Genomic DNA, 21,704 nt, shown 5'->3' with positions numbered 1-21,704 from the left:
TGATTATGTCATTAATTAAAGTATCTCAATCGAATAGCCGATATTACTTTTGGTTTTTCCAGTATTGATCTGTGAAGAGCCAGGAGCATTTTGTGATTGAATGCAAACGACCACGCAGATCAAAGCTTGACTGTGTGGGGTGAGACTTTAAGACCTGTACAGTCAAACGGCTGTATGGGTCTTTTATATTATAAGGAGTGTGTGATTATGAGTCGATTGTCAGAAAACATGAAACACGAGTTAAAACAGATCCAGCCATCATCTATTTTAAAATTTAACCAGGAAATTTCTAAAGTACCAGACATGGTGAAATTAACCATTGGTGAACCTGATTTTAATACGCCTGACCACGTTAAACAGGCGGCAATTCGAAGCATTGAAAATAACGAGAGTCACTACACTAATTCCCGGGGGACTGAAGGCCTTCGCCAAGCTGCTTCAAAGTTTTTAAATGAAAAATACAACGTGAACTATGATCCAGAAACGCAAATCCTAGTGACAACGGGCGCAACAGAAGGGATCTTTTCATCGTTGACTGCCATGCTTAATCCTGGCGACACGGTGATTATTCCAACGCCAATTTTTCCACAATACATTCCGGTTGCCATTCTGAACGGCGCAAAGCCAATTTTCCTTGATACCTCAGATAACGGGTTTATTCTTTCACCAGAAAAATTACGGGCGACGATTGAAGCTAATAAGGATACGGTCAAAGCCGTTGTCCTTAATTTCCCTTCGAACCCAACTGGTGTGACTTATAATCGGGCAGAATTACAGGCCTTGGCCGACGTTTTGAAGCAGTACGATATTTTTGTTTTGAGCGATGAAATTTATTCAGAACTCACTTACGGTGAACGGCATGTTTCCATGGGTGAACTGCTGCCAGAACAGACCGTTTTGTTAAATGGTGTGTCAAAATCTCACGCGATGACTGGCTGGCGAATTGGCCTTGTGTGCGGGCCCGTTGATGTTATTTCAGAAATTGGTAAAGTTCATCAGTTTGCCATTACATCAGCTACGGCTAACGCACAAGCAGCAGCTGAAGAAGCCTTCAAAAACGGTCCTGATGACGGGGTTGCGATGCGTAAGATTTACCAGCAACGCCGTGATTTATTATTGGCAGGCTTGAAAGCAGCCGGTTTTGAATGTGCCAACCCTAAAGGGGCCTTCTACATTTTTGCCAAAATTCCAGCTAACCTCAATCAAGACAGTGTTGCTTTTTGCTACGACTTAGCTAAGGAAGCTAAAGTGGCCGTCATTCCTGGAGCATCATTTGGCCCTGGTGGAGAAGGGTATGTTCGAATCAGTTACGCTGCCAGCACAGATGATTTAAAGAAAGCGGTTGAACGGATTCAAAAATACGTGGATCAGCATTAAAAAGAAACAAATGGGGAAAAGAGGAAAACACAGTGAAATTTTTGTTATATCACGCTCGTGAAGATGAATTAGTTGCTGTTAAAGATTGGATGAAGGCTCATCCAGATGTTCAGGTGGACACTAATGATGTTCCGCTGACAGAAGAAACGGTTGAGTTGGCTAAAGGATATGACGGTATTGTTATTCAGCAACATATCCCGGTAGACTCGCCTAAGATCTATCAGCGGCTGCATGAATTTGGAATTAAACAGCTGACGTTACGAATCACTGGCTATGAAATTGTTGATTTGAAGTTAGCTGCAGAAAACCAGCTCGTTGTCACGAATGTGCCGGCATATTCACCTCGGTCCGTTAGTGAATTGGTGCTTGCTCACGTGATGAGATTAGTTCGTCATTTAGGCATCGCCCAAGCACGTGAAGCTCACCATGACTTCACGTGGGATGGCTTGGAAGCTAACGAAATTCATAACCTCACAATTGGTATTATTGGCGCGGGTAAAATTGGCAGTGCTGTTGCCCGGATATTTAAAGCACTTGGCGCAACTGTGATTGCTGCCGACCCGATTCACCGGCCGGAATTAGGTGACACCTTAACGTATACCGACCACGAAACCGTCTATAAAACGGCTGATATTGTGACCATGCATACACCCTTAACGGCTGAGACCCATCACATGATCGATAAACACGTCTTTGACATGATGAAACCCTCTGCGTTCTTTATCAACGCGTCCCGGGGGCCGGTTGTGGTGGCCGATGATTTAGTGGCTGCTTTAGAGAATGGTGACATTGCTGGCGCCGGCATTGACACGATTGAAGGCGATAGCCAAATCTTTAGTCAAGACTGGTCTAATAAGCAACTAGATAATCCGCCATTGGCGAAGTTGCTGACGATGCCAAATGTTAGTGTCAGTCCGCACGTTGGTTTCTACACTGATGCTGCGGTAGCCAACATGGTGGAAATTGCTTTGGATGATGTCTTGACCATCGTGAAGGGTGGCACATCCCGCCATCAGGTCACCGAATAATTTAAATGATTACAAAACGCCCTTGCTAGTGCAGAAAGGGCGTTTTTTGTTCATGATTAGTGTAAAATATTCACCAAAAGATGGAAAAGGATGGTGGTCACAATGACGCTGCCACAGGCATTTTATTTTGAGGCAGGTAAACCAGCCGTATTATTACTGCATACGTTTTCCGGTACGCCCAATGATGTTCGGGTGATGGGACGCGGCCTTCAGAAAATAGGCTATACGGTTTTAGGGCCTGTGTTTACGGGCCATGGCACGGCAGATCCACAGCAAATTTTTAAAACGGGTTCGCCAGAAGACTGGTGGCAGGATACCAGCAATGCTGTTTCTCAGCTGATCAGCGATGGGCACGGTGAAATAGCTGTTTTTGGCGAGTCCCTTGGTGGTTTGTTTGCGTTGAAGGCCTTAACTCAATTTGATGAGGTCGTGTGCGGTGGGACAATTGATACACCGCTTTTTCCGGTGGATACCAGTCGAGTGGCAAAGCGCTTCTTAGAAGAGTGTCAGAATTGGTATCAGAAAATGGCGCTGCCAGCCGATGAAGTGGCGGTTAAAATGCAGTTCTTGAATCAGCATATTGGCAAAATGCTGGCGAGAATTGGTGACTATACCGCGCCGATCCACGATGGAATCAGTGGCTTAACGAAACCGGTATTCGTGGCGCAAGCTGATGCGGATGAATTGATCGATCGCGACATGGGTCAACGGTTAGCCAGTTATCTAGCACCAACTGCCGAAGTAACGTTCCGTCATTATCCTGACGCACCCCACGTGATGACCTATAGTCCGCAGGGCCGTCAATTGACTAAAGATATTGGTGAATTTTTGCAAAAGAATTTGCCGATTGAGGGCGTTTAATTATATCAGACTTAATCAGGTCTATTCCGAATCATTGGGATAGGCCTTTTTTACGTGCAATTCAGAATAAATTTTATCTCGTCACATGGATCATTAGCTGTCATGTTACTCGCTAAGAGTAACGAAAGAAGTTTCTCCAATTTTTTTAAATTTTTGGAAAAAACTGGTAAACCAAAACGGCCGAAAAACATTGAAATCAAGCGCTTTCAGCGTACTATTAATATTAGAAACAATCTTAATCAGGAGGGGGCCGAGTAGGATGGCAAAACGACGTGTTTTAAGCAAAAGCAACTATTTCTGGGGGAGTTTAGTGGCTGCAGTAGTTTATGGGATTAATCAATTACCTAAATTAGCGTACGCCGCTACTAACCAAGGGGTTATAAAAATCGATCGTCAAGATCTAACCGAGGCGGTCTTTATCGGTACCGGATTATTAATTTGTCTATTAGGATTAGTTGAGTGGGACCATCTGTGCGCCCGCCATCTTCACACGCAAAACGAAAAATCAGAAGAGAAACTGACTGAATCAACAACAGTCCAAAGATAAGTGAGGGATAAAAATGAAAAGAATCGATTTAACTAATCAACGTTTTGGCCGTTTGACTGTTCTTGGTTTTGCAGGAAGAGGAAAAAACGGGAATGCACTATGGAATTGCCGTTGTGATTGCGGCGGTGAAATTGTTGCTGACGGTTATCTGTTACGGAAGGGAAGTACAAGAAGCTGTGGCTGCCTGCGCCGTGAACGCGGCCGTGAAGCCATGAGAACTAACACCCGGTTAATCGCTAATTGCGGTAACGTCAGCAACCTTCAGCAAGTTGATGGGACGAGTCTCGTTTCGATTATGAAGAAGCGTAAGACTAATAAATCAGGCGTAGCCGGTGTTTCCTTTGATAAGCGTTCAAAACGTTGGATTGCCCGCTTGATGGTTCGCGGACAGTATGTTTTGAATCATAGCTTCGTTACTTTTGAAGATGCGGTTGCGGCGCGTGAAAAAGCAATTGATGATCATCTGAGTGAAGAGCTAGTTCAAAGAGTGACGGTGAGTCAGTAAATTTATCTAAGTAAAAAAATGACCAGTTGAAAAAATCAACTGGTCATTTTTTATAATACTGTTAGTTAAAGCAAGCAACACTAAAAGCATTCATTTCTCATCGATTTCAGAAATGGATGCTTTAAACTATACTTTTGTTCCGAGATTAATTTTACCCGATAAACTGATGAAGTAAGCCGCTAAGCCAGTCAATTGATTGCCACCACTGCCAGTATCTGATGCGCCGTGCTGGAATGATTGACCAATATTGGCGATCGCTTCACGTGGGCTTTGATTATTGCGTTGCGAGTCCTTTGAAGTGGCTTCTGTGGTGTAAGACTGACCAATTTTTTGCCGGCTGTTTTGACCGTTATTCTGATTAGTTTGCGCTGCTTTTTCAGAATCTTGGTTGGTGCGACTATTTTCAGTGCTATCGGTGGTGCTGTTTGCTGCCTGACGAACGGGCAGAGAAGCAGCCCCAAGTTGGGCAACGACAGGCATCGTACGACGATTAAAGGGGTTAGACTGTCGAACTGGTTGACTAACCTTAACGTTTAATGTCAGATGATTGTCATTCAGTTGACTGTTACCCTTCACGTCATTGCTTAAAATAGCGAAACCGTTTCGTCGCAACTGATTGAGCGTTTGCTGAATTTGGGGACGAAGGCTGATCCCAAGCGGGCCGCTAATCGTCAGCTGACTCAGTAAGCTGCCAGTTTCCGTGACAATGTTCACGGTTGCTGTTGGCATTGCTACAGGACTTGGTGCGATAACGGCTGTCGTAGAAGGAGCCGTGCTGGTATTGTTGATATCAGTGCCGGTACCCGTTGTATTAGATTGACCGGAGTTAGGCTTGCCCTGACCCGTTCCAAAGGACTGTTCGCCGTAACCGCCTAATTTCATTGCAGGTAACTGATCACGTTGAACAAAGATACTGAAACTGTATTTGCCGGTCTGGCCAATTGGCGCTGTTTTTGACGTCACAACCCAGTTGCTCGTATCCAGCGTGCTGGTTTGTCCAGGTTCTGGTCTGTAATAGTAAGTTACAACCTGAGTATTGGGTACAGAACTTGATTGTGCTGTCTGCGTAATAATCCCAGTTGTATCGCCACTAACATGATCGATGGTGTAGCCAGCAAAGGAGATCAAATTGGTATCAGTCGTGTAAAGCTGTCCCTTGGTTGCATAGTTAGTTGGTAACGAGTAGGTCCAAAGTATTTTGGCAGGATCAGTCACATCAACGTACCGGACGACAATTGGTGAAAGCGGCTTGTAGTATAAGTTAGCGATCCGAGTGTCCTTAGGATAGTTATCCGGAATGGCTGAATCGACGTTACCAGCAAATGAATAACCGGGAATGTTTTTAACTAACGCAGACTTGTCCTTAATGGGTGAGCCAGCAGCACCCTGGAGTTCACTTGAAAAAGCACCGTTGTTAATTGGGGTGTTGGTGACACGATTAAAAGCGTTGACCACTAAATGACCAACTTGATCAGTATTGTCCGTGCTTTCGCCACTGTTCTGCGATAGCTGTTCTTGTGCAGCAGTCGGAGCCGTTGTTTCAGTACTTGGCGCACTGGGTTGCGTTGAATCGTTAACCGCTGTGGTGGTTGCTGGGGCTGATTGAGGATCAGGGGAAGTGGCTGGCACACTAGTAGATGATTTAAGGGTTGCTACGCTAGAAGAACCTGGAGTTACAGACGCAACAGAGGCTGCATTCTGCGTTTCTGTTGCCTGGACAGTCATCTGCTGTAGCTGAAAACCAGTTAAAATAGTTGCTGAAAATAGGCACGTTGCTAACCATTTATTTCTTGCTGATCTGCTAAGTCTCATGAACGCCACTTCCTTTCTATTCGTTGTTTGAATCCTGACTTGGAAATAATTCTGGTAATTTTTTGCGCTTAACGTCTAAAATTAAATCTGCTAGGTTAGACCAGTCAACGGGGGTTGGCGGATCCTGCCAGACTACCTGCGTCTGTGTGACTTTCTTTGAGTGAAAATCGGAAATGTAGATGTCGGTGTCGTCTGCTAGCTGCGTATCGATAATGATGTGGGCGTGATTAAAAGCGCTAAGTGATTGAATAACATAATTGGTATAAAGAGTCCCTTGAGAAAAGTCAACGCAAATGTGAACCTTGTCTCGCATTAATTCGGTTGGAATGGCATTGATCAATGCGAACATGTAGCTGAAGTATAAGTTAACAGCCATTTTTTGCGTGAGATGTAAGTCCTCCCGCCGTTGCAATTTGGTAATGTTATGTGAAACCACAACGTCAAATGAAGGATAAAGTTCTGCAAAGAACTGAACTTGTTCTGGATTAATAAAAGTGGTGGGCTCAATGTAGAACGTTGTGAATTGAAAATGAATACTGAGTAAACTGTCTTCTAACCGATTATCGTCGATTAAATGGGTCGTCAGTAAAACGTTATTAGCTTGCATTTCTGCCATAAACTGCTTGGTTAGTTCATCAACAGCTGGAATATCAGCCGCAAGTTCTCGCATGCTCTCAAATCCCAAGTAGCCCTGCGCAATGAGAAAACTGTAAAGGTAGTTGAATTCTTCTTCAGTCAGTTCCAATTGGTCGGAAAGCAGTACCTGAAGTTTTTTCATCATGGCGTCTTTTGATGCGGAAGCTTTTACCTGAAGTTGCTGATCAGTGCCAATAGAGTTGGCATTAAGCATCCGTAACAACCAGATTCGTAAGAAGGTCGATAACTTGGTTTCCTGTGTCGGGCTTAAGGTATGAGGCAGCTCGGCTTGAATAGCTGACACCATGTCGTCAATCAACGGATTGAGCGGTTCAAAGGGTTCTGAGACACCGTTATATAAGGTGTAATAAAGTTGGAATAGGTGCAAGCGAACAGTAAATTCTTTACCGGCATACAGACTGCTGGCTTGGAAAAAATGGTGTTTTTCCAAAACAGCTTCAAGTGAATCCAATGAGCGGTAGAATACGGAACTACTCATGTAGTTGTTGGCAACATATTCCTTTTTAGTATACAAGTGATTGTAAAAAAACTCGTATTCCAAGGCTGTAAAAAGCGGTGCTCGATTTAAGTAGAGCAACGTGACTTTCTGCAGAATGTAAGAAGTTAGTCCAAAGGATTGCCACATCCCCTTATTGGGTTCATCTAAGTAACTGGGCGAACCTTCCGAAACAACGGCTAAATCAGCGTTCATTGTTTCGAAATACTTATTCAGCTGATAATTAGTTAATGAAAGTGACTGAGCCAGCTCTTCTTTGTTCAAAGTCTGATCAGTCTGTTGGGTGAAACGAGATAAAATATCGAAGCAAATATTATCATTCTTCGATAATAAAAAAGTATAATCCATGGCAGCCATTCCAATCATTCAAGCTCGATTATTATTCCACCCTAAATTATAACTTATTATAGTATATTTGCGCGAAATAATCTGGTTTTCTGCCTAATCCGTTTCCCCACTTTTTTTAAAAAATTTAAAAAAAGTGGGAGACGCCAAGTGTTGAATTTACGGGGATTTCAAGCCATAATTAGTCTTGTATTAAAGGAGCTCTTGCTTAACGTTTCTGCATGGCTAACGACCTAGAAATTAGCTAGGGGATTTAATACAAGGGTAATCATTACAGTGAATCGGTATGACGTGTTAATAAATGAATCGCTTGGGAGCGATCAATTCACAGCCGAGATTGATATTGGAGAGAATATTGATTTCAACATGACTGCTGGATCCTTCATTTATTCAAGTGGTACCAATCAGTAATGAAGTTGTACTTATCGCGACGTGGGGGCGTGACGATAAGCTGCAGCGTAGATAGAAGTGTTTGGTGATGACGAATCATTTAAACATTAGTGGTAAACGTTCCAACCTAACATAATTGATTCGCGTTTAGGTGTTTCGATTATGATAGTTCTTGCAACAAGTATGACTTTGCTTCGCGTTCCCCAACAACAGTAAAGTTCGAACATTTTTAAACAGGTGATTGACGCGTAGGGACGTTGATCACCTGTTTGGTTCCATACTAAAAAGAGACGAGTGTGTGACAAAACTCGGTAGATTCCAGAATTTAACGCAGAACAAGCCTATTCCGGCGAACTTTGTCGGGGTAGGCTTGTTCTGCGTTAAATGGCCGGAATCTGAGCTTTGGCGCACGATTAGACTACATTGAAGTGATGAACCAAAGTGTGATCCTAACGAATTTTAGTTAACAAGTTAATTGAAATACTTACCAATAGAGACTTATGGCACAACCTTGTTCCTTTTGTTATGGCTGATACAATCACTTTCTGATTAATCTTACGCGATAAACAGCATCGATCGCATTCAATTGATCAATGATCACGGCATCTTGTTTTTGTAGATGGTTCACGTCAATGATTGTATAAGCTACTTTGTCCTTAGCAGCGTTACTCATATTTTCAATGTTAATGTCAGCATTTGCTAAAATCGTGGCAATCTGGCCGACCATGTTAGGGATGTTTTGGTGCATGACCGTGATCCGATATGGTGTCCCAAATGGTACTTGCAAATTAGGCAAGTTAACACTGTTTTGCACGTTACCGGTTTCCAGAAAATGCATAATTATTTCAGCACCTTGGACAGCACCGTTGGTTTCTGCTTCGCCGGTAGAGCCACCGATATGGGGAGTGACTACAACATCCTTACGGTTTAAAATCTCATCGCTGCCAAAATCAGTAAAATAACCCTTTGCGTGACCGCTATCCAGTGCCTTTAGCATTTCAGTATTATTCACGATACCGCCACGAGCGAAGTTGAACACGGTGACGCCATCCTTCATTGCTGCAAATTCTTTAGCACCGATCATCCCGGTTGTTTCATCATTTTTCGGTACATGGATCGTGACATAATCGGCATTTTTGAGAGCGGTAGTCAACGTTTTGGCTCGGTGGATATCAGTAGAAATTCGCCATGCGGCATCTGATGATAGATAAGGATCGTAGGCGATGACTTTCATCCCAAGCTGACTGGCTGCATTGGCTACCAATGAGCCAACGTGGCCAACACCGATCACAGCTAACGTTTTTCCCAGCAGTTCTTGACCGTTAAACTTGGTCTTATCGTGTTCAGTCCGTTTTGAAATATCGGCACCGCTATTATGAGCCGCGTAATCAGCAGCTGCAAATAAGTTCCGTGAGGCGGCAATGAGCATGGCGATCATCAGTTCCTTCACCGCGTTTGCGTTGCTCCCTGGGGTGGTAAAAACGGCCGTACCGTTAGCTGTCGCCCTGTCGATAGGCACGTTATTGAAGCCGGCACCCGCTCTGGCAATGACTTTTAAATTCTTGGGCAGTTCTTGCTCGTGCAAGTTAACCGAACGGATGAGGTAAGCATCTGCGTCATCAGTTTGATTAATTTGATATTGGTCAGTAAAACGATCCAGACCAGCTTTCACAATGGCGTTATACGTTTTAATCTGATACATAACTAACATCTCCTACAAATTCTTTTCAAAGTGATAAAGCTCATTTACAAGGGCTTCAACCCCTTCAAACGGCATGGCGTTATAGAGGCTGGCTCGCAGGCCACCAACGCTACGGTGGCCCTTTAAATTCAATAATCCGTGAGCAGTTAAATCAGCGATGGCGGCTTGATTAGTTTGGGGATCATTCGTCATGAAAGGCACGTTCGTCAGTGAACGATCTTCATGCTTTACGGGGTTGTTGAACAGTTTTGACTGGTCTAAAAAGTCGTACAGTAAACTGGCTTTTTTCTTATTTTGAGCTTCCATTGCTTCAATACCACCGATTTTTTTTAACCATTTTAAGGTTAAGCCCGTCGCATAAATGTTGAAGACTGGCGGTGTGTTTGGCATGGAATTCTTTTTAGCGAAGAGCTGGTAATTAAAGACACTTGGAATATGGTCAACGTTTTGAATTAAGGCTTTTTTCACGATTACAACTGTCACACCTGCGGGGCCGAGGTTCTTTTGGACGCCGGCAAAGATCAGGCCGAAGTCAGTCACGTTATAGTGCTGAGCCATAATGTTGGAAGACATATCAGCTACCAATGGTGTGCCGTTAGTTTGCGGTAGATCATGATAAGCTGTCCCCTCAATCGTGTTATTGGTACAAATATGCAGATAGTCATAAGTATCGACGGGAAGAGTTGAAGTCCGGGCGGGCAGCCGGTCGTAGTGGGTGCCCTTAGTGGAAGCGAGGGTGTCGACTTGGTAGCCTAAGTTGGCGGCTTCTTCACCAGCTTTAGCAGCCCAGTGGCCGCTATCTAATAGTGCAATGCGGTGGTGCTTCGTAGCTAAGTTCATTGGCACGGCTGCAAATTGGCCGGTTCCGCCGCCTTGGAAGAACAGAACAGCGTAGTCTTCGGGGATATCCATGAGATCCCGCAGATCTTGCTGAGCGGTGTTGATGATGTCGTCGAACAGGGCGGAACGGTGTGAGATTTCCATGATGCTCATACCTGTTCCACGCAGTGAGGGCAGTTCAGTTTGAATTTGTTTGATGACTTGGTCTGGTAAAGTGGCTGGACCAGCGGCAAAATTATAAATGGTCATGAAATATTCCTCCAATAAAAATTAAAACCCCTCACAGCAATGACTGTGAGGGGGTGATTGATTACAGGTATAGCGGTCTCACAGCTGAATTTGAATTCGGAAATTCATCTGTGTGAGACCAATCAGGGTACGTCAAGATGGGTCTACACAGATGTGACTGTAGACCAGGAGGATGATACTGTTTGCTGATTGTTAAGTTTGTTCATATCATTAAGCCTCCCTTTCTTTAATTAAAATTTAACAGACGTTGGAAAACTTGTCAACGCAATTTTTTAAGTTTGTTTGCTAGGAGAGGGAAATGGAAGCGATTTACTATCATTAATGGAAATGTCGGGCAGTCAGCGAACTTTTTAAACATTGGAATTGTATGAGGATAATTGATATGATGAAAGTACTAGTTATTGATGCGCAGAAGAAACCATTATTCATCAAGAAATGAGGATACCGCATGACTGAATTTTATTTTATTCGCCACGGTCAGACTGAAGCGAATGCACTGGGTCTGAAGCAGGGGATCATTAATTCTGAAATCACATTATTGAATGAAACTGGGAAAAAACAAGCCCAACACTTACACGATGCCTTTGACGTTCAATTTGCGGACCAATTGCTTGTCAGTCCGCTGACCCGCACGTTGGAAACGGCGGCCATTGTGAATGAAACCGCCAATTTGCCCCAACAAACTGATCTACGCTTGCTGGAAATCTCATACGGTCAGTGGGATGGTTTGAAGAATCGAGATCTGGAAGCAAAATATCCAGCAGTTTTTGATTCGGTCCTTCACGACGTCTTGCCAAGTTATACGACTTACGCGACAGAGGGTGAAACCTTTGACCACGTTGTCGACCGAGTAACGGATTTTATGACAGACTACGCTGATCGGTTTACCGCTGGTAAGTACATCGTGGTTACCCATGGTTTTACGGTTAAAGCTGCCGCCTTAGCCGCTTTGCAGCCAACTGACCCAATGACACTGCCAGAGCCCGATAACACCAGTGTGACAAAAATCAGTTTGATTGATGGTCACTATTATCTTTGGTATTATAACCGGCTGTTTTAATTGATTGAGCAATTAAAGGACTTTGACCATGTTATACCAAGTTTCATCAGCGTGGGTAGAGGCTGAAACACCTTCATTAACGTAACCGTTGTGTTCGTAAAAGGGGATCAGTTTTTCTAAACAAGTTAAGGTAATCGCTTCGCGGTGCTGAGCACGTGCCACTTTTGCCAGCTCGGTCAGCAGGCTGCTTCCCAGACCCATGTTGCGGGTACTTTTAGCGACTGCTAAGCTGAGAACGGTTTGATAACGGTCCGTTGGGCGGTTGGCTTCCAGATGATCAAAAAGGTCGTCGCTAATGTAACGGTCATTCGATGCTGGCCCCACGATGTAGCCTAGTACGCGTTGATGCCGCGAGGCCACAATAAAGGTGTCACTGATGCAGGTGATTCGTTGGGCCATACTCTTTCGGGTTGCAGCCTCGTCAGGATTGAATCCCTGATTTTCAATTGTCATAATGGCATCAAGTTGGTCTGGTTCAGCAGGTTGAAAGGTTAGCATAAGTATCCTCCGGTTAGTCGTGATTAAAACAATGGTCCCATTATAGCCGGAGTTTTGACGAAAGAAAAGAAGCAGTGACGCAGTCTAAAAACAAGCGCTGTCCCGTGAAATCGGCGAGACGGCGCTTGTTTGCGTTCAATGTGTCTAGTTCGCGTAAAGCCAGACTCTTAAGGTCAATAGATAAGCCTCTACCAGAGGCAGGTCTTCGTTAGATGGCAGGTCATCTTCTAAGATTTCAATCGTTTTTTGTGACCATGGATGGATGACTTTTTCGTTTGAAATGAGGGCAAGTTGACCGGGCGTGAAGAGTTCAGCCAGCCCTAACCGCTTAACTCGGCCGTATCGGTAGCGCATCGCAACGGTCCATAGGTAATCGTAAATCGACTGTTGCGCGGTGATATCTAGTGGCGTTGTCTTAACTAATGCTGCAACCTGGGTTTTTAATTGATCCTCTAATTTTGCATCCCCAACCGGGAAGGTCGTCACAAGTTCTCCTGACTTTGAAAATGATTTTAAAAGATCAATGGTGGCACGAAAGAGGTTGTTTTCCTGACCATAAACGGCTACCGCTTGGTCAACTGTGGGGTCGACAACTAAGTCGTAATGTGCGAGAAAATCAGAGACCCAGTTCAGATCATGACGGACGGTATCAACGTCAGAATTTAAGGCTTGAGTCAGATCTTCTAAGGGGACGTGTTTAGGAGCATGAATCACTAATAAAAGGGTCAAATGGGTGAGCCTTTCAATTGTTTGCGGATCTTGATCTTTGATCATTTTCAATCCCTCCAGTGTAGGTGTCGTCTATCGGTTTGATATCTTTAATTCAATCATCGCAGGTTAAAAGGTGAGTGTCAATCAGAAAGTAAACGGTTTCACCAAATAAAACTGTCAGCTAAATCTGTCGCTCAATTTAGGCCGTTTAACGCAAAAATGCCTATTCCGCAAAATCGCAAAATAGGCATTTTTCACATTCCAGAATCTAGCACGTTTTGTCGCAGTTTGTTGATAACTTAACCCGCTTGTTTGGCACGGGTAATTTGGACGTTTTTTACCAGTGAAGCAACAGTATCAACGGCCGTAAATAGGGTGACTTCATGACTAAGTGCACGAGTCGTCAGCTGTTTAGCAAGACGGCTTTCATCCTCTGTTGCTAGTACGAAAGCTAAGCATTTAGGCCATTTTTGACCCATTTTGTAGACCTGGTGCGGGTAACCGCCGGCATCAAGTGCTGCCATTAAATCGGTGTTCTTAGCGTCAGTTGGCGTGACCAGAACTGGCCCAGTTTTGTTACTATCGAAATGGTAACTGTCAAAGAAGGCTTTGTGCAGTGCCTCAGCCAAAGTATGACCATGACCAAGGTCTTCACCAGTTGATTTCATTTCTGGACTCAGCGCGGTTGGCGCTCCTGGTAACTTAGCAAATGAGAAGACTGGCGCTTTGACGTAAACGCTGTCCGGTTCAGGATGCATTCCCGAATGCAGACCAATTTCTGTTAAGGATTTGCCAATGATCAGCTGAGTGGCTAACTGGGCTAAATGCAAGTGGGTGATTTTACTCATGAACGGAACGGTCCGAGAGGCTCTTGGGTTCACTTCGATGACATACACTTGATCGGCAACGATAAACTGAATGTTCATCATCCCTATACAGTGAACAGATTTACCGATCTTAGTGGCGATTTGAATGATTGCTGATTTTTGTGAAGCCGTTAATGTTTGCGGCGGATACATCGCAATGGAATCACCCGAATGCACGCCGGCGCCTTCCAGATGCTCCATAATTCCTGGAATAAAGACCTGCTTGCCGTCGCTAAGAATGTCGACTTCACATTCGGTTCCCTTGATGTACTTATCGATTAAGATGGGTTCACCATGACTATGCTTGAGTGCTGGAACAAGATAAGCATTGAGCTCATTTTGATCATGCACGATGGCCATTCCCTTACCACCGAGAACAAAGCTTGGCCGTACCAAGACGGGATAGCCAAGTTTGCTGGCAATTTCGTGGGCACCGGGAATATCAGTAGCTGTATCACCAGCTGGGTGTTCAATTCCCTGATTGATCAGCAACTCTTCAAAGTCGTGCCGGTTTTCGGTTTGTTCGATTCCTGCCATGTTGGTCCCAAGGATCTTGACCCCACGATCGGTTAATTGCTGAGTCAAATTAATGGCTGTTTGACCACCAAATTGAACAATCACACCAATTGGTTTTTCTAGATTGACAATGTTCATCACCGAGTCAATTGTGAGCGGTTCAAAGTACAGTTTATCGGAAATCGAGAAGTCCGTTGAAACAGTTTCCGGATTATTATTAATAATAATGGCATTATAACCGGCTGCTTGAAGGGCCTTCACTGAGTGAACGGTAGTGTAATCAAACTCAACGCCTTGACCGATCCGGATTGGACCAGCACCAAGAACGATGACACTGTTGCCCAGCGGCTTACTTTCATTTTCATTGCCAACTGTACTGTAGAAATAAGGTGTGAAACTTTCAAATTCAGCCGCGCAGGTATCGACCATTTTATAGACGAGATGCTGATTTGTCATACTATGCAATTTAGCAAGTTCTTCGTCAGTAATTGTGGCCACTGCTTTGATCATATCATCATCAAAGCCAAGTTTCTGAGCTTTTAAGATGGTTTCAGCAGTGAGCATACTGGTCATCAGTTCTTTTTGCATGGCAATAATGTTCATTAATTTTGCTAAGAAGAATTTGTCGATCTTAGTTGAATCGTGCAGCTGATCGATTGTTGCCCCTTTACAAATGGCAGCAAAAATTTCAAATAAACGGATGTCCGTCGGGGTTTTGATGGTTTCCAGCAGGTCATTCAGTGATTGTTTTTTGGCACCTTCAGGTAAAAGGGTGGTCTGCATTTGAGTATCAAGTTCCAGTGATTGTACAGCTTTTAGTAAAGCTTCTTCAATGTTGCTCCCAATGGCCATCACTTCGCCAGTGGCTTTCATCTGGGTGCCTAACTTACGGTCAGCATGGTAGAACTTGTCAAAGGCAAAACGTGGAATTTTAGCGACCACGTAATCCAAGGCGGGTTCAAACAATGCATAAGTTGTTTGGGTAATTGGGTTGATGATTTCATCAAGGTTTAAGCCAACCGCAATTTTAGCGGCGATTTTGGCGATTGGATACCCGGTGGCCTTTGAAGCCAACGCGGAAGAACGGCTGACCCGAGGGTTAACTTCAATCACATAATAGTGCTCACTGTATGGATCCTGAGCTAACTGAACGTTACAGCCACCCTCAATTTTAAGGGCGTTAACAATCGTCAATGAGGCATCCCGTAAACGCTGATATTCTTTATCTGTCAATGTTTGCGTTGGGGTGAAGACAATGGAGTCGCCAGTGTGAATCCCAACTGGATCGAAGTTTTCCATGCCGGCGACAATAATTGAAGAACCATTATGGTCCCGCATGACTTCAAATTCAATTTCTTTGTAGCCGGCGATACTCTTTTCGACTAAGCATTCGGTTTCTGGTGACATGGTTAACCCACGGCTAAGGACGGTTTGCATTTCGTCATCATTATGGGCGAAGCCGCCGCCAGTGCCGCCAAGCGTGTAGGCTGGTCTGATAATGACCGGATAGCCAATTTCATGGGCAAAATCGAGCCCAGATTGAAGATCGTAAACCGTCTTCGAAGGCGGAATCGGCTGGTTGAGATCGTTCATTAAATCTTTGAAAGCTTCACGGTCTTCTGCTTGGTTGATCGTGTGCAGGTTAGTTCCCAGCAGTTCAATGCCAAGGTCGGCTAAGATGCCTTTCTTTGCCAGTTCAACGGCTAAGTTAAGACCGGTTTGACCACCCAAAGTTGGTAAAATGGCATCTGGCTTTTCCTTCTTTAAAATAGCGGTGACACTTTCTAAGGTTAACGGCTCTAGGTAGACCTTATCGGCAATTTCGTCGTCAGTCATGATCGTGGCAGGGTTGGAATTGATCAGAACGGTGTCGTAGCCTTCCTCCTTTAAGCTTAAGCAAGCTTGGCTACCAGCATAATCAAATTCAGCTGCTTGACCAATGACGATCGGACCGGAGCCAATGATGACGATCTTATTTAAATCTGTTCTTTTAGGCATGCTGTACTCCCCCATTCGTATTCATTAAACCAACAAACTTGCTAAATAAGCGCGTTGCTTCGTGAGGTCCCGGTGCGGCTTCTGGGTGATACTGGACCGAGAAGACCGGTTTGCCAGGATAGCGCAGGCCTTCGCAAGTTTGATCGTTAATTTCGATGGCTGTCACTTCAAGGGGTGTTTCAGAGACGGAATCGATATCGACAGCGTAACCATGATTCTGGGAGGTGATGACCACTTCTCCGGTAAGTAAATTCTTAACCGGATGATTGATGCCACGGTGGCCGAACACCATCTTATAGGTACGGGCGCCGTTTGCTAACGCTAACAGTTGGTGTCCTAAACAGATACCAAATAGTGGGTAGTGATCTTGCAGTTCCCGAATAACGGGGAGAAAATCAGCGTAATCTTCAGGATCGCCAGGACCGTTAGATATTAGGACACCATCCGGATTTAAAGCAGCGATGGCTTCAAAATTAGCTTCTGGCGTCACAACCGTTACGTTGGCACCAAAGTTTTTGAGCGATTTTACGATGTTCGCTTTGACACCGAAATCGACAAGGACAACGTGATTCGGATGTTCATCTAAAGCGTGGGCGAACGTGGCTGATTTGACCACCATTTCCACGGCCTTTGCCTGGTTAAAGCTGCTGTTAGCTAGTGGCTGATTAGTTAAGCTAGCCTTCATCGTCCCGTGCTTTCTAATAATCTTAGTTAATTTACGCGTATCAATGCCTGCAATACCAGGAACGCCAGACTTTTTTAAGAATTCGTCCAAAGTCATGACACTCTGGTAATGAAAAACCGTCGTTGCAATTTCTTGCATAACAACGGCTGATGCGGCAATTGTCGGTGATTGATTAGCATGAAGGGAAATCCCGTAATTACCAATGAGTGGGTAGGTAAAGGTGATGATCTGGTTAGTGTAGGAAGGATCGGTTAGGGTTTCTTGATAACCCACCATACTCGTAGTAAAAACCAGTTCGCCCTTAATTTCCTTGGTCAAATCGCCAACTGCAGTGCCAATAAATTGTTCTCCGTTTTCGAGTGTTAAATATTTTTTCATATCTGATAGCCTCCTCAATGACCGCCTCGATGGACGGCTTTAATTGCTTTTTGTATAAGATAAGAGTTTTACTAATAAATGTCAAGGAACTTTATACACAAAAACCGCTATTTTCAGTTAAATATAAGTTATTTAGTAAGTATATGAATACTTATAGAACTTAAACGTAAAATTATTTTATGCATTTAACTTTTTAATCATCCTGCCATTTTTCTCTTAAACCTTGATACAAAAGGGTTTCAAATAAACAGTGGGAAAATCAGTGAACCGCAAGCAGGAAACTGATATACATTAAAATGAATATACAAAAGTTTTTTATGAATATTGAAGATTTTTCACTGCTGGCGATGACGTGACTTTCATTGATTTTAAACTATTTTAACGAACAAATCCAGTGTATGGCGCATATTTAATTCGTGTTTATTTGATAATATCAGATATGTTATTGAACATATCACTTTGAGTGTAGTAAATAACAAACAATAAAAATAGGGTGGCCTGTCAATCAATGACAGGTCACCCTATTTAAAAGTTTATTATGCTAAGTTACTTTGCAGCTGCAGTCTTCAAGTTGTCTTCGACATACTTGCGGATGTCAGCTTCGGATTTGGTCATGAATGGTTTCATTTGCTCTTCGGTCTTCATTGTATCGTGACCGTTGTGCTCCATGAGGTAATCCCAAATGGCGTCGCGAACTGGCATTTCTTCATCGCTCCAGTCAAAAGCGTCATTCATATTGTAATCTAAGAATAAAGTCTTATCTACTGATTCTGCCATATTGAATTCCTCCTTATAGTTATATTCTAGTCCTTTATTTCTGAGTGTTAAATTATTAGCTTATGGATTTCATCAAATCTGCCAGCAAGTGCATAACGGTGGTCATTACATTTAACATTGGCTATGATTAGTGCTAGCATAAAGATGTTAGGAAATCCTAACAATTAAGCTAAGACAATAAAGGGAGCGCGATTTAAATGGCTAACAAGTTAAGTAAAGAACAGCGTAAGGCATTGATCGAAAAGGCAGAGGAAGACCGTGCTAAGCACCCAAAGGCTAAGAACGCTAAGTCAGGTTTCGCTACAATTGACGAAGCTGCCGAAAAGCTAGAAAACCAAAACTAATCAAAAACGGCTTTGGCTGTTTCCAATAGATGAAAAAGAACGTGATCGCAGTTTTCTTAAACTGTTGGTCACGTTCTTTTTTAAGTTTAGGCGGTTTTAACATCGACGAGCCAATTCTCCTGAGTCGTATGTTTAGCCAGTTGATCGCTTTGCTTGAGTAAATCGTTATTGCGGGCAATAATGGTTCCCTTAACGGGGGACTTTAACGTTTCAACGGCTTTGGCGCCCTCCATTTCAAGCAGATCATCATCGATGTCCAGCTGATTATCGGGTGACGAAAAATCCATGAAAGTAATATCGCCTAAATCTTCATAAACTTGATCCGTCATGCCAATTCGCACGACACCGGGTTTTGTTTCTTGGTACCAAACGCCATCTTTTTCTTTGGGGTCAAATTTGGCCGTTTTACCACTGAATAATTGCTTAATACGATTAATTAACTTGTTCCAAAATGACATGCCTAACCACTCCTCTTCGTTCGTTTCATACATTCAGTATACCGAGCTTTGTGAAAGAAAGAAAGCGTTTCACGTTAGGCTGGTATCGACAGTGGAAAAACCGTAAAATAGAGGTATCAAAACTCAGAGTAAAGGGGCTGCAACATGTTCTTAATCGATACTAGCCGAGATGGCCAACCAGTTTACGATCCAATTGTGAATCAATCACTGGATAATTATCTGATCAATGATCTTAAATTACCCGGGCATGGGCTGATCATGTATATTAACGAACCGTCCGTTATCGTCGGGGTCAATCAAAACGTTTTTGCTGAGGTCAATGTGCCTTATTTACGTGAGAACAACATTGCGCTAGTTCGCCGCACGTCTGGTGGTGGCGCTGTTTATCATGATATGGGCAACTTAATCTTTGAAAATATTGTGGTGGGTGACACTGATGACGGCGCAGAGTGGGGGAACTATCACGTCTTTGCACAACCCATCCTCGATGCACTGCACGAACTGGGTGCGACGGATGCCGTTTTACGGGGCCATTCTGATTTAGTGGTTAATGACCATAAATTTACTGGCATGACGATGGTCAAGTCAGGAGATGCCTATGCAGCAGGCGGAACCCTGATGTATGATATGAATCTGGATGCTGCCAGTCAGGCACTTCATCCGGTTGAAACGCGGATTAACGGGTCGTGGGTTAAATCCAATCGTAGTCAGATTGAAAACATTAAGCATCATTTAGCGCCAAAATACCAAGGATTAAACAGTGAACAGTTTAAAGAACAACTTTTAAAGGCGCTTTTTCACGTTGAGCGGCTTGAAGACATTGAGACCTATCATTTAACTGATCACGACTGGCAGATCATCGATGAACGATTGGCTGAGCAATACCGGACAGATGATTGGAACTTCGGTGCTAATCCTGGCTTTAACCGGTACCGGTTTAAACAGTTTGACGCGGGTTCAGTGGCTTTGAACTTGATGGTGACAGGTCAGCAGATCACGAAAGTTGCAGTTTACGGCAACCTTTTGGAGGATAAATTGGCGCGCAAATTAGAGGCTCAGCTGACGAATGCCAATTTAGACAAAAAAGAGTTGCAAAAAAAGCTTAGCAAACACTGGTTACGCAAGCTACTAAGCGATGCAGATATTGAAGCATTAGTCAACGAATTATTAATTGAAAAGCAGTAGGTGAATCATGGCAAAAGCAAAGTATCCGGTACAAGAATACATTGGTGTACCAGTTGAACAAGATGATAGCGGACAGTATATTATTCGCGATAAGCAAAATTTTCAGCTGCATTCCTGGCGAACAGGTCGGCATACAAAGGGCAAATTAAAGAAAATCGGGCAGGTTTTTCTGACTGAAAACCATCTAACGGTTGCGGTGGTTGCAACGCAACCAGTAGCCTATAAAGATCGCCATTCAATTACGCCGATGCAGCGGTTTACCAGTGAATATGTCAGTGATGAACTGATTCAACTGGCAAAAGCAAAATTAAAATAAAAGAGCTGCTTGCTCGACCCATTTTGCGGGTTGAGCAAGCAGCTATTTTGAATACATATGCAATTTATTTTTTAACAGCAATGGCTGAAACCTTAGGCAACTGATCAACAAATTTAAGATAAGCTGCTTCCTCAGTCGTTTCTTGAATCGATGCGGTTGCATTGGTGACGTTAGCATTGTGGAGTTCTGTCTCATCTACGTCAATCAAATGCGTTTCGGTTGCATTACCAATTAAGTCGATCCAGTAATGATCAGCCGTTTGGTGGACGCGAGTTTTGACCATCCCACCCGGATTGTAAACGGTAATGGTGTGGTCGAATTCCCCAAGGTTAGGATGAGTCATGGCAAAGGCTAGACTCGTTGCTGACATCCCTGTTCCGCAGGCGTTTGTAAAGCCAACGCCGCGTTCGTATGTCCGCACAAAGAGTTGATTTTTGCCTAAAATCTGAGCAAAACTGACGTTAACCCCATCGGGGAAATATTCGTTGACGCCATTTAGACTGGCTCCTAATTCGCCGAGGGCATTGCCATTCATGGTCGCTTCATCCACGAAACTGATCAGGTGCGGATTGGGAACGGCAATTGCGGTGAAGTTTAATCCAGCTACGAAAGCTGGGACCGGTTGGTCGATTAAAGCATCGTCACCAAGCAGGTTAGTGAACGGAAAGTCCGCTGGCTGAAACCGTACGGGTGAGATTTCTACGCTGAATGCGGGCACTTCAGGTGCGAGATCATTTTGACGGCTGACCTGTAAATCGGCTGTCAGCGTTTCAACTTTAAATTGGTTGGTGTGATACTTTTCAGCTAAATAGCGCGAAACGGTTCGCAGGCCGTTACCGCACATTGAAGCTTCACTACCATCAGCGTTGATCACGCGCATTTGCCCAAGGACGTTTTCGTGTTCAGAAGCGTTGACGACTAAGACGCCGTCAGCACCGTCTAAAATACCAGTTTGTGGGTTGGTCACCTGCTGAGCTAAAGCGGACAATTCGCTGTCGTTTAACGGTTCATCAAGGGTTGTTTGGTCCAGTAGGAAAAAGTGGTTTTCGGACCCGTGTACTTTACGTAATTGCACCATTTTGTTAACTCCTTATTATTCAGAA

The 21,704-nt window shown here is 43.8% G+C and carries 20 protein-coding genes; 9 read left to right on the top strand and 11 right to left on the bottom strand.

Annotated features, from left to right (window positions below; translation table 11 throughout):
- Positions 1 to 207: 207 nt before the first annotated feature.
- From IWT5_RS04775 to IWT5_RS04755, 5 genes are all read left to right on the top strand, one after another.
- Positions 208 to 1,377 carry an aminotransferase class I/II-fold pyridoxal phosphate-dependent enzyme gene (locus IWT5_RS04775; RefSeq protein ID WP_089108819.1) on the top strand — a complete coding sequence of 390 codons (1,170 nt, stop codon included), beginning with the start codon at positions 208 to 210 and terminating at the stop codon, positions 1,375 to 1,377.
- A 32-nt stretch (positions 1,378 to 1,409) separates the two neighbouring features.
- Positions 1,410 to 2,405 (top strand): D-2-hydroxyacid dehydrogenase, encoded by a 996-nt coding sequence (locus IWT5_RS04770; RefSeq protein ID WP_089108818.1) that lies wholly within the window; start codon positions 1,410 to 1,412, stop codon positions 2,403 to 2,405.
- 90 nt (positions 2,406 to 2,495) lie between these two features.
- On the top strand, positions 2,496 to 3,266 hold the full coding sequence (locus IWT5_RS04765) for an alpha/beta hydrolase (RefSeq protein ID WP_089108817.1): 771 nt from the start codon (positions 2,496 to 2,498) through the stop codon (positions 3,264 to 3,266).
- Between the two features lie 259 nt (positions 3,267 to 3,525).
- Positions 3,526 to 3,813, top strand: coding sequence for a hypothetical protein (locus IWT5_RS04760; RefSeq protein ID WP_089108816.1), 288 nt, complete (start codon positions 3,526 to 3,528; stop codon positions 3,811 to 3,813).
- Between the two features lie 13 nt (positions 3,814 to 3,826).
- Positions 3,827 to 4,318, top strand: coding sequence for an alcohol dehydrogenase (locus IWT5_RS04755; RefSeq protein ID WP_225360224.1), 492 nt, complete (start codon positions 3,827 to 3,829; stop codon positions 4,316 to 4,318).
- Positions 4,319 to 4,444: 126 nt separating this feature from the next.
- Here the strand turns inward: IWT5_RS04755 and IWT5_RS04750 are convergent, their stop codons facing one another.
- From IWT5_RS04750 to serC, 4 genes are all read right to left on the bottom strand, one after another.
- Positions 4,445 to 6,130 carry a hypothetical protein gene (locus tag IWT5_RS04750; RefSeq protein WP_089108815.1) on the bottom strand — a complete coding sequence of 562 codons (1,686 nt, stop codon included), beginning with the start codon at positions 6,128 to 6,130 and terminating at the stop codon, positions 4,445 to 4,447.
- Between the two features lie 16 nt (positions 6,131 to 6,146).
- The gene (locus tag IWT5_RS04745) at positions 6,147 to 7,640 is read right to left on the bottom strand and encodes a BglG family transcription antiterminator (protein ID WP_159459287.1); all 1,494 of its coding nucleotides are present in this window, start codon (positions 7,638 to 7,640) and stop codon (positions 6,147 to 6,149) included.
- A 916-nt stretch (positions 7,641 to 8,556) separates the two neighbouring features.
- Entirely contained in the window at positions 8,557 to 9,720 is a 1,164-nt protein-coding gene (locus IWT5_RS04740) for a phosphoglycerate dehydrogenase (RefSeq protein WP_089108813.1), read from the bottom strand.
- Positions 9,721 to 9,732: 12 nt separating this feature from the next.
- Entirely contained in the window at positions 9,733 to 10,809 is a 1,077-nt protein-coding gene (gene serC / locus IWT5_RS04735) for a 3-phosphoserine/phosphohydroxythreonine transaminase (protein ID WP_089108812.1), read from the bottom strand.
- A gap of 448 nt (positions 10,810 to 11,257) precedes the next feature.
- Between serC and IWT5_RS04730 the strand changes: the two genes are divergently transcribed.
- Positions 11,258 to 11,869, top strand: coding sequence for a histidine phosphatase family protein (locus IWT5_RS04730; protein WP_089108811.1), 612 nt, complete (start codon positions 11,258 to 11,260; stop codon positions 11,867 to 11,869).
- Between the two features lie 12 nt (positions 11,870 to 11,881).
- Here IWT5_RS04730 and IWT5_RS04725 read toward each other — a convergent pair whose 3' ends face one another.
- The 5 genes from IWT5_RS04725 to IWT5_RS04705 all read right to left on the bottom strand — a co-directional run bounded on the left by IWT5_RS04725 (position 11,882) and on the right by IWT5_RS04705 (position 18,298).
- Positions 11,882 to 12,367, bottom strand: a complete 486-nt coding sequence (locus IWT5_RS04725) for a GNAT family N-acetyltransferase (RefSeq protein WP_089108810.1) — start codon at positions 12,365 to 12,367, stop codon at positions 11,882 to 11,884.
- A 144-nt stretch (positions 12,368 to 12,511) separates the two neighbouring features.
- Positions 12,512 to 13,141: a BglG family transcription antiterminator gene (locus IWT5_RS04720; RefSeq protein ID WP_089108809.1), complete on the bottom strand. Its 630-nt coding sequence runs from the start codon at positions 13,139 to 13,141 to the stop codon at positions 12,512 to 12,514.
- A gap of 236 nt (positions 13,142 to 13,377) precedes the next feature.
- Entirely contained in the window at positions 13,378 to 16,458 is a 3,081-nt protein-coding gene (gene carB, locus IWT5_RS04715) for a carbamoyl-phosphate synthase large subunit (protein ID WP_089108808.1), read from the bottom strand.
- Positions 16,451 to 17,521 carry a carbamoyl phosphate synthase small subunit gene (locus IWT5_RS04710; RefSeq protein WP_089108807.1) on the bottom strand — a complete coding sequence of 357 codons (1,071 nt, stop codon included), beginning with the start codon at positions 17,519 to 17,521 and terminating at the stop codon, positions 16,451 to 16,453. The genes carB and IWT5_RS04710 overlap by 8 nt, the downstream gene beginning before the upstream one ends.
- 546 nt (positions 17,522 to 18,067) lie before the next feature.
- The gene (locus tag IWT5_RS04705) at positions 18,068 to 18,298 is read right to left on the bottom strand and encodes a P8 family protein (protein WP_089108806.1); all 231 of its coding nucleotides are present in this window, start codon (positions 18,296 to 18,298) and stop codon (positions 18,068 to 18,070) included.
- A gap of 197 nt (positions 18,299 to 18,495) precedes the next feature.
- Here IWT5_RS04705 and IWT5_RS12305 point away from each other — a divergent pair, with 197 nt between their 5' ends.
- A complete protein-coding gene (locus IWT5_RS12305; protein ID WP_089108805.1) occupies positions 18,496 to 18,642 on the top strand; it encodes a hypothetical protein in 147 nt (48 codons plus the stop codon).
- A gap of 86 nt (positions 18,643 to 18,728) precedes the next feature.
- Here IWT5_RS12305 and IWT5_RS04695 read toward each other — a convergent pair whose 3' ends face one another.
- Positions 18,729 to 19,133 (bottom strand): glycine cleavage system H family protein, encoded by a 405-nt coding sequence (locus IWT5_RS04695; protein ID WP_089108804.1) that lies wholly within the window; start codon positions 19,131 to 19,133, stop codon positions 18,729 to 18,731.
- A 111-nt stretch (positions 19,134 to 19,244) separates the two neighbouring features.
- Between IWT5_RS04695 and lplA the strand changes: the two genes are divergently transcribed.
- A complete protein-coding gene (gene lplA / locus IWT5_RS04690; protein ID WP_089108803.1) occupies positions 19,245 to 20,285 on the top strand; it encodes a lipoate--protein ligase in 1,041 nt (346 codons plus the stop codon).
- Between the two features lie 7 nt (positions 20,286 to 20,292).
- Positions 20,293 to 20,601, top strand: coding sequence for a DUF7671 family protein (locus IWT5_RS04685; protein ID WP_089108802.1), 309 nt, complete (start codon positions 20,293 to 20,295; stop codon positions 20,599 to 20,601).
- Between the two features lie 64 nt (positions 20,602 to 20,665).
- On the opposite strand, the gene dapF is transcribed toward IWT5_RS04685, so the two are convergent.
- The gene (gene dapF / locus IWT5_RS04680) at positions 20,666 to 21,679 is read right to left on the bottom strand and encodes a diaminopimelate epimerase (protein WP_089108801.1); all 1,014 of its coding nucleotides are present in this window, start codon (positions 21,677 to 21,679) and stop codon (positions 20,666 to 20,668) included.
- Between the last annotated feature and the right edge of the window lie 25 nt (positions 21,680 to 21,704).

The sequence above is a fragment of the Secundilactobacillus mixtipabuli genome (genome assembly GCF_002217925.1).
Lineage (GTDB): Bacteria > Bacillota > Bacilli > Lactobacillales > Lactobacillaceae > Secundilactobacillus > Secundilactobacillus mixtipabuli.
Note: the sequence above shows the minus strand (reverse complement) of the source record. Positions and strands in the feature narration are given on the sequence as shown.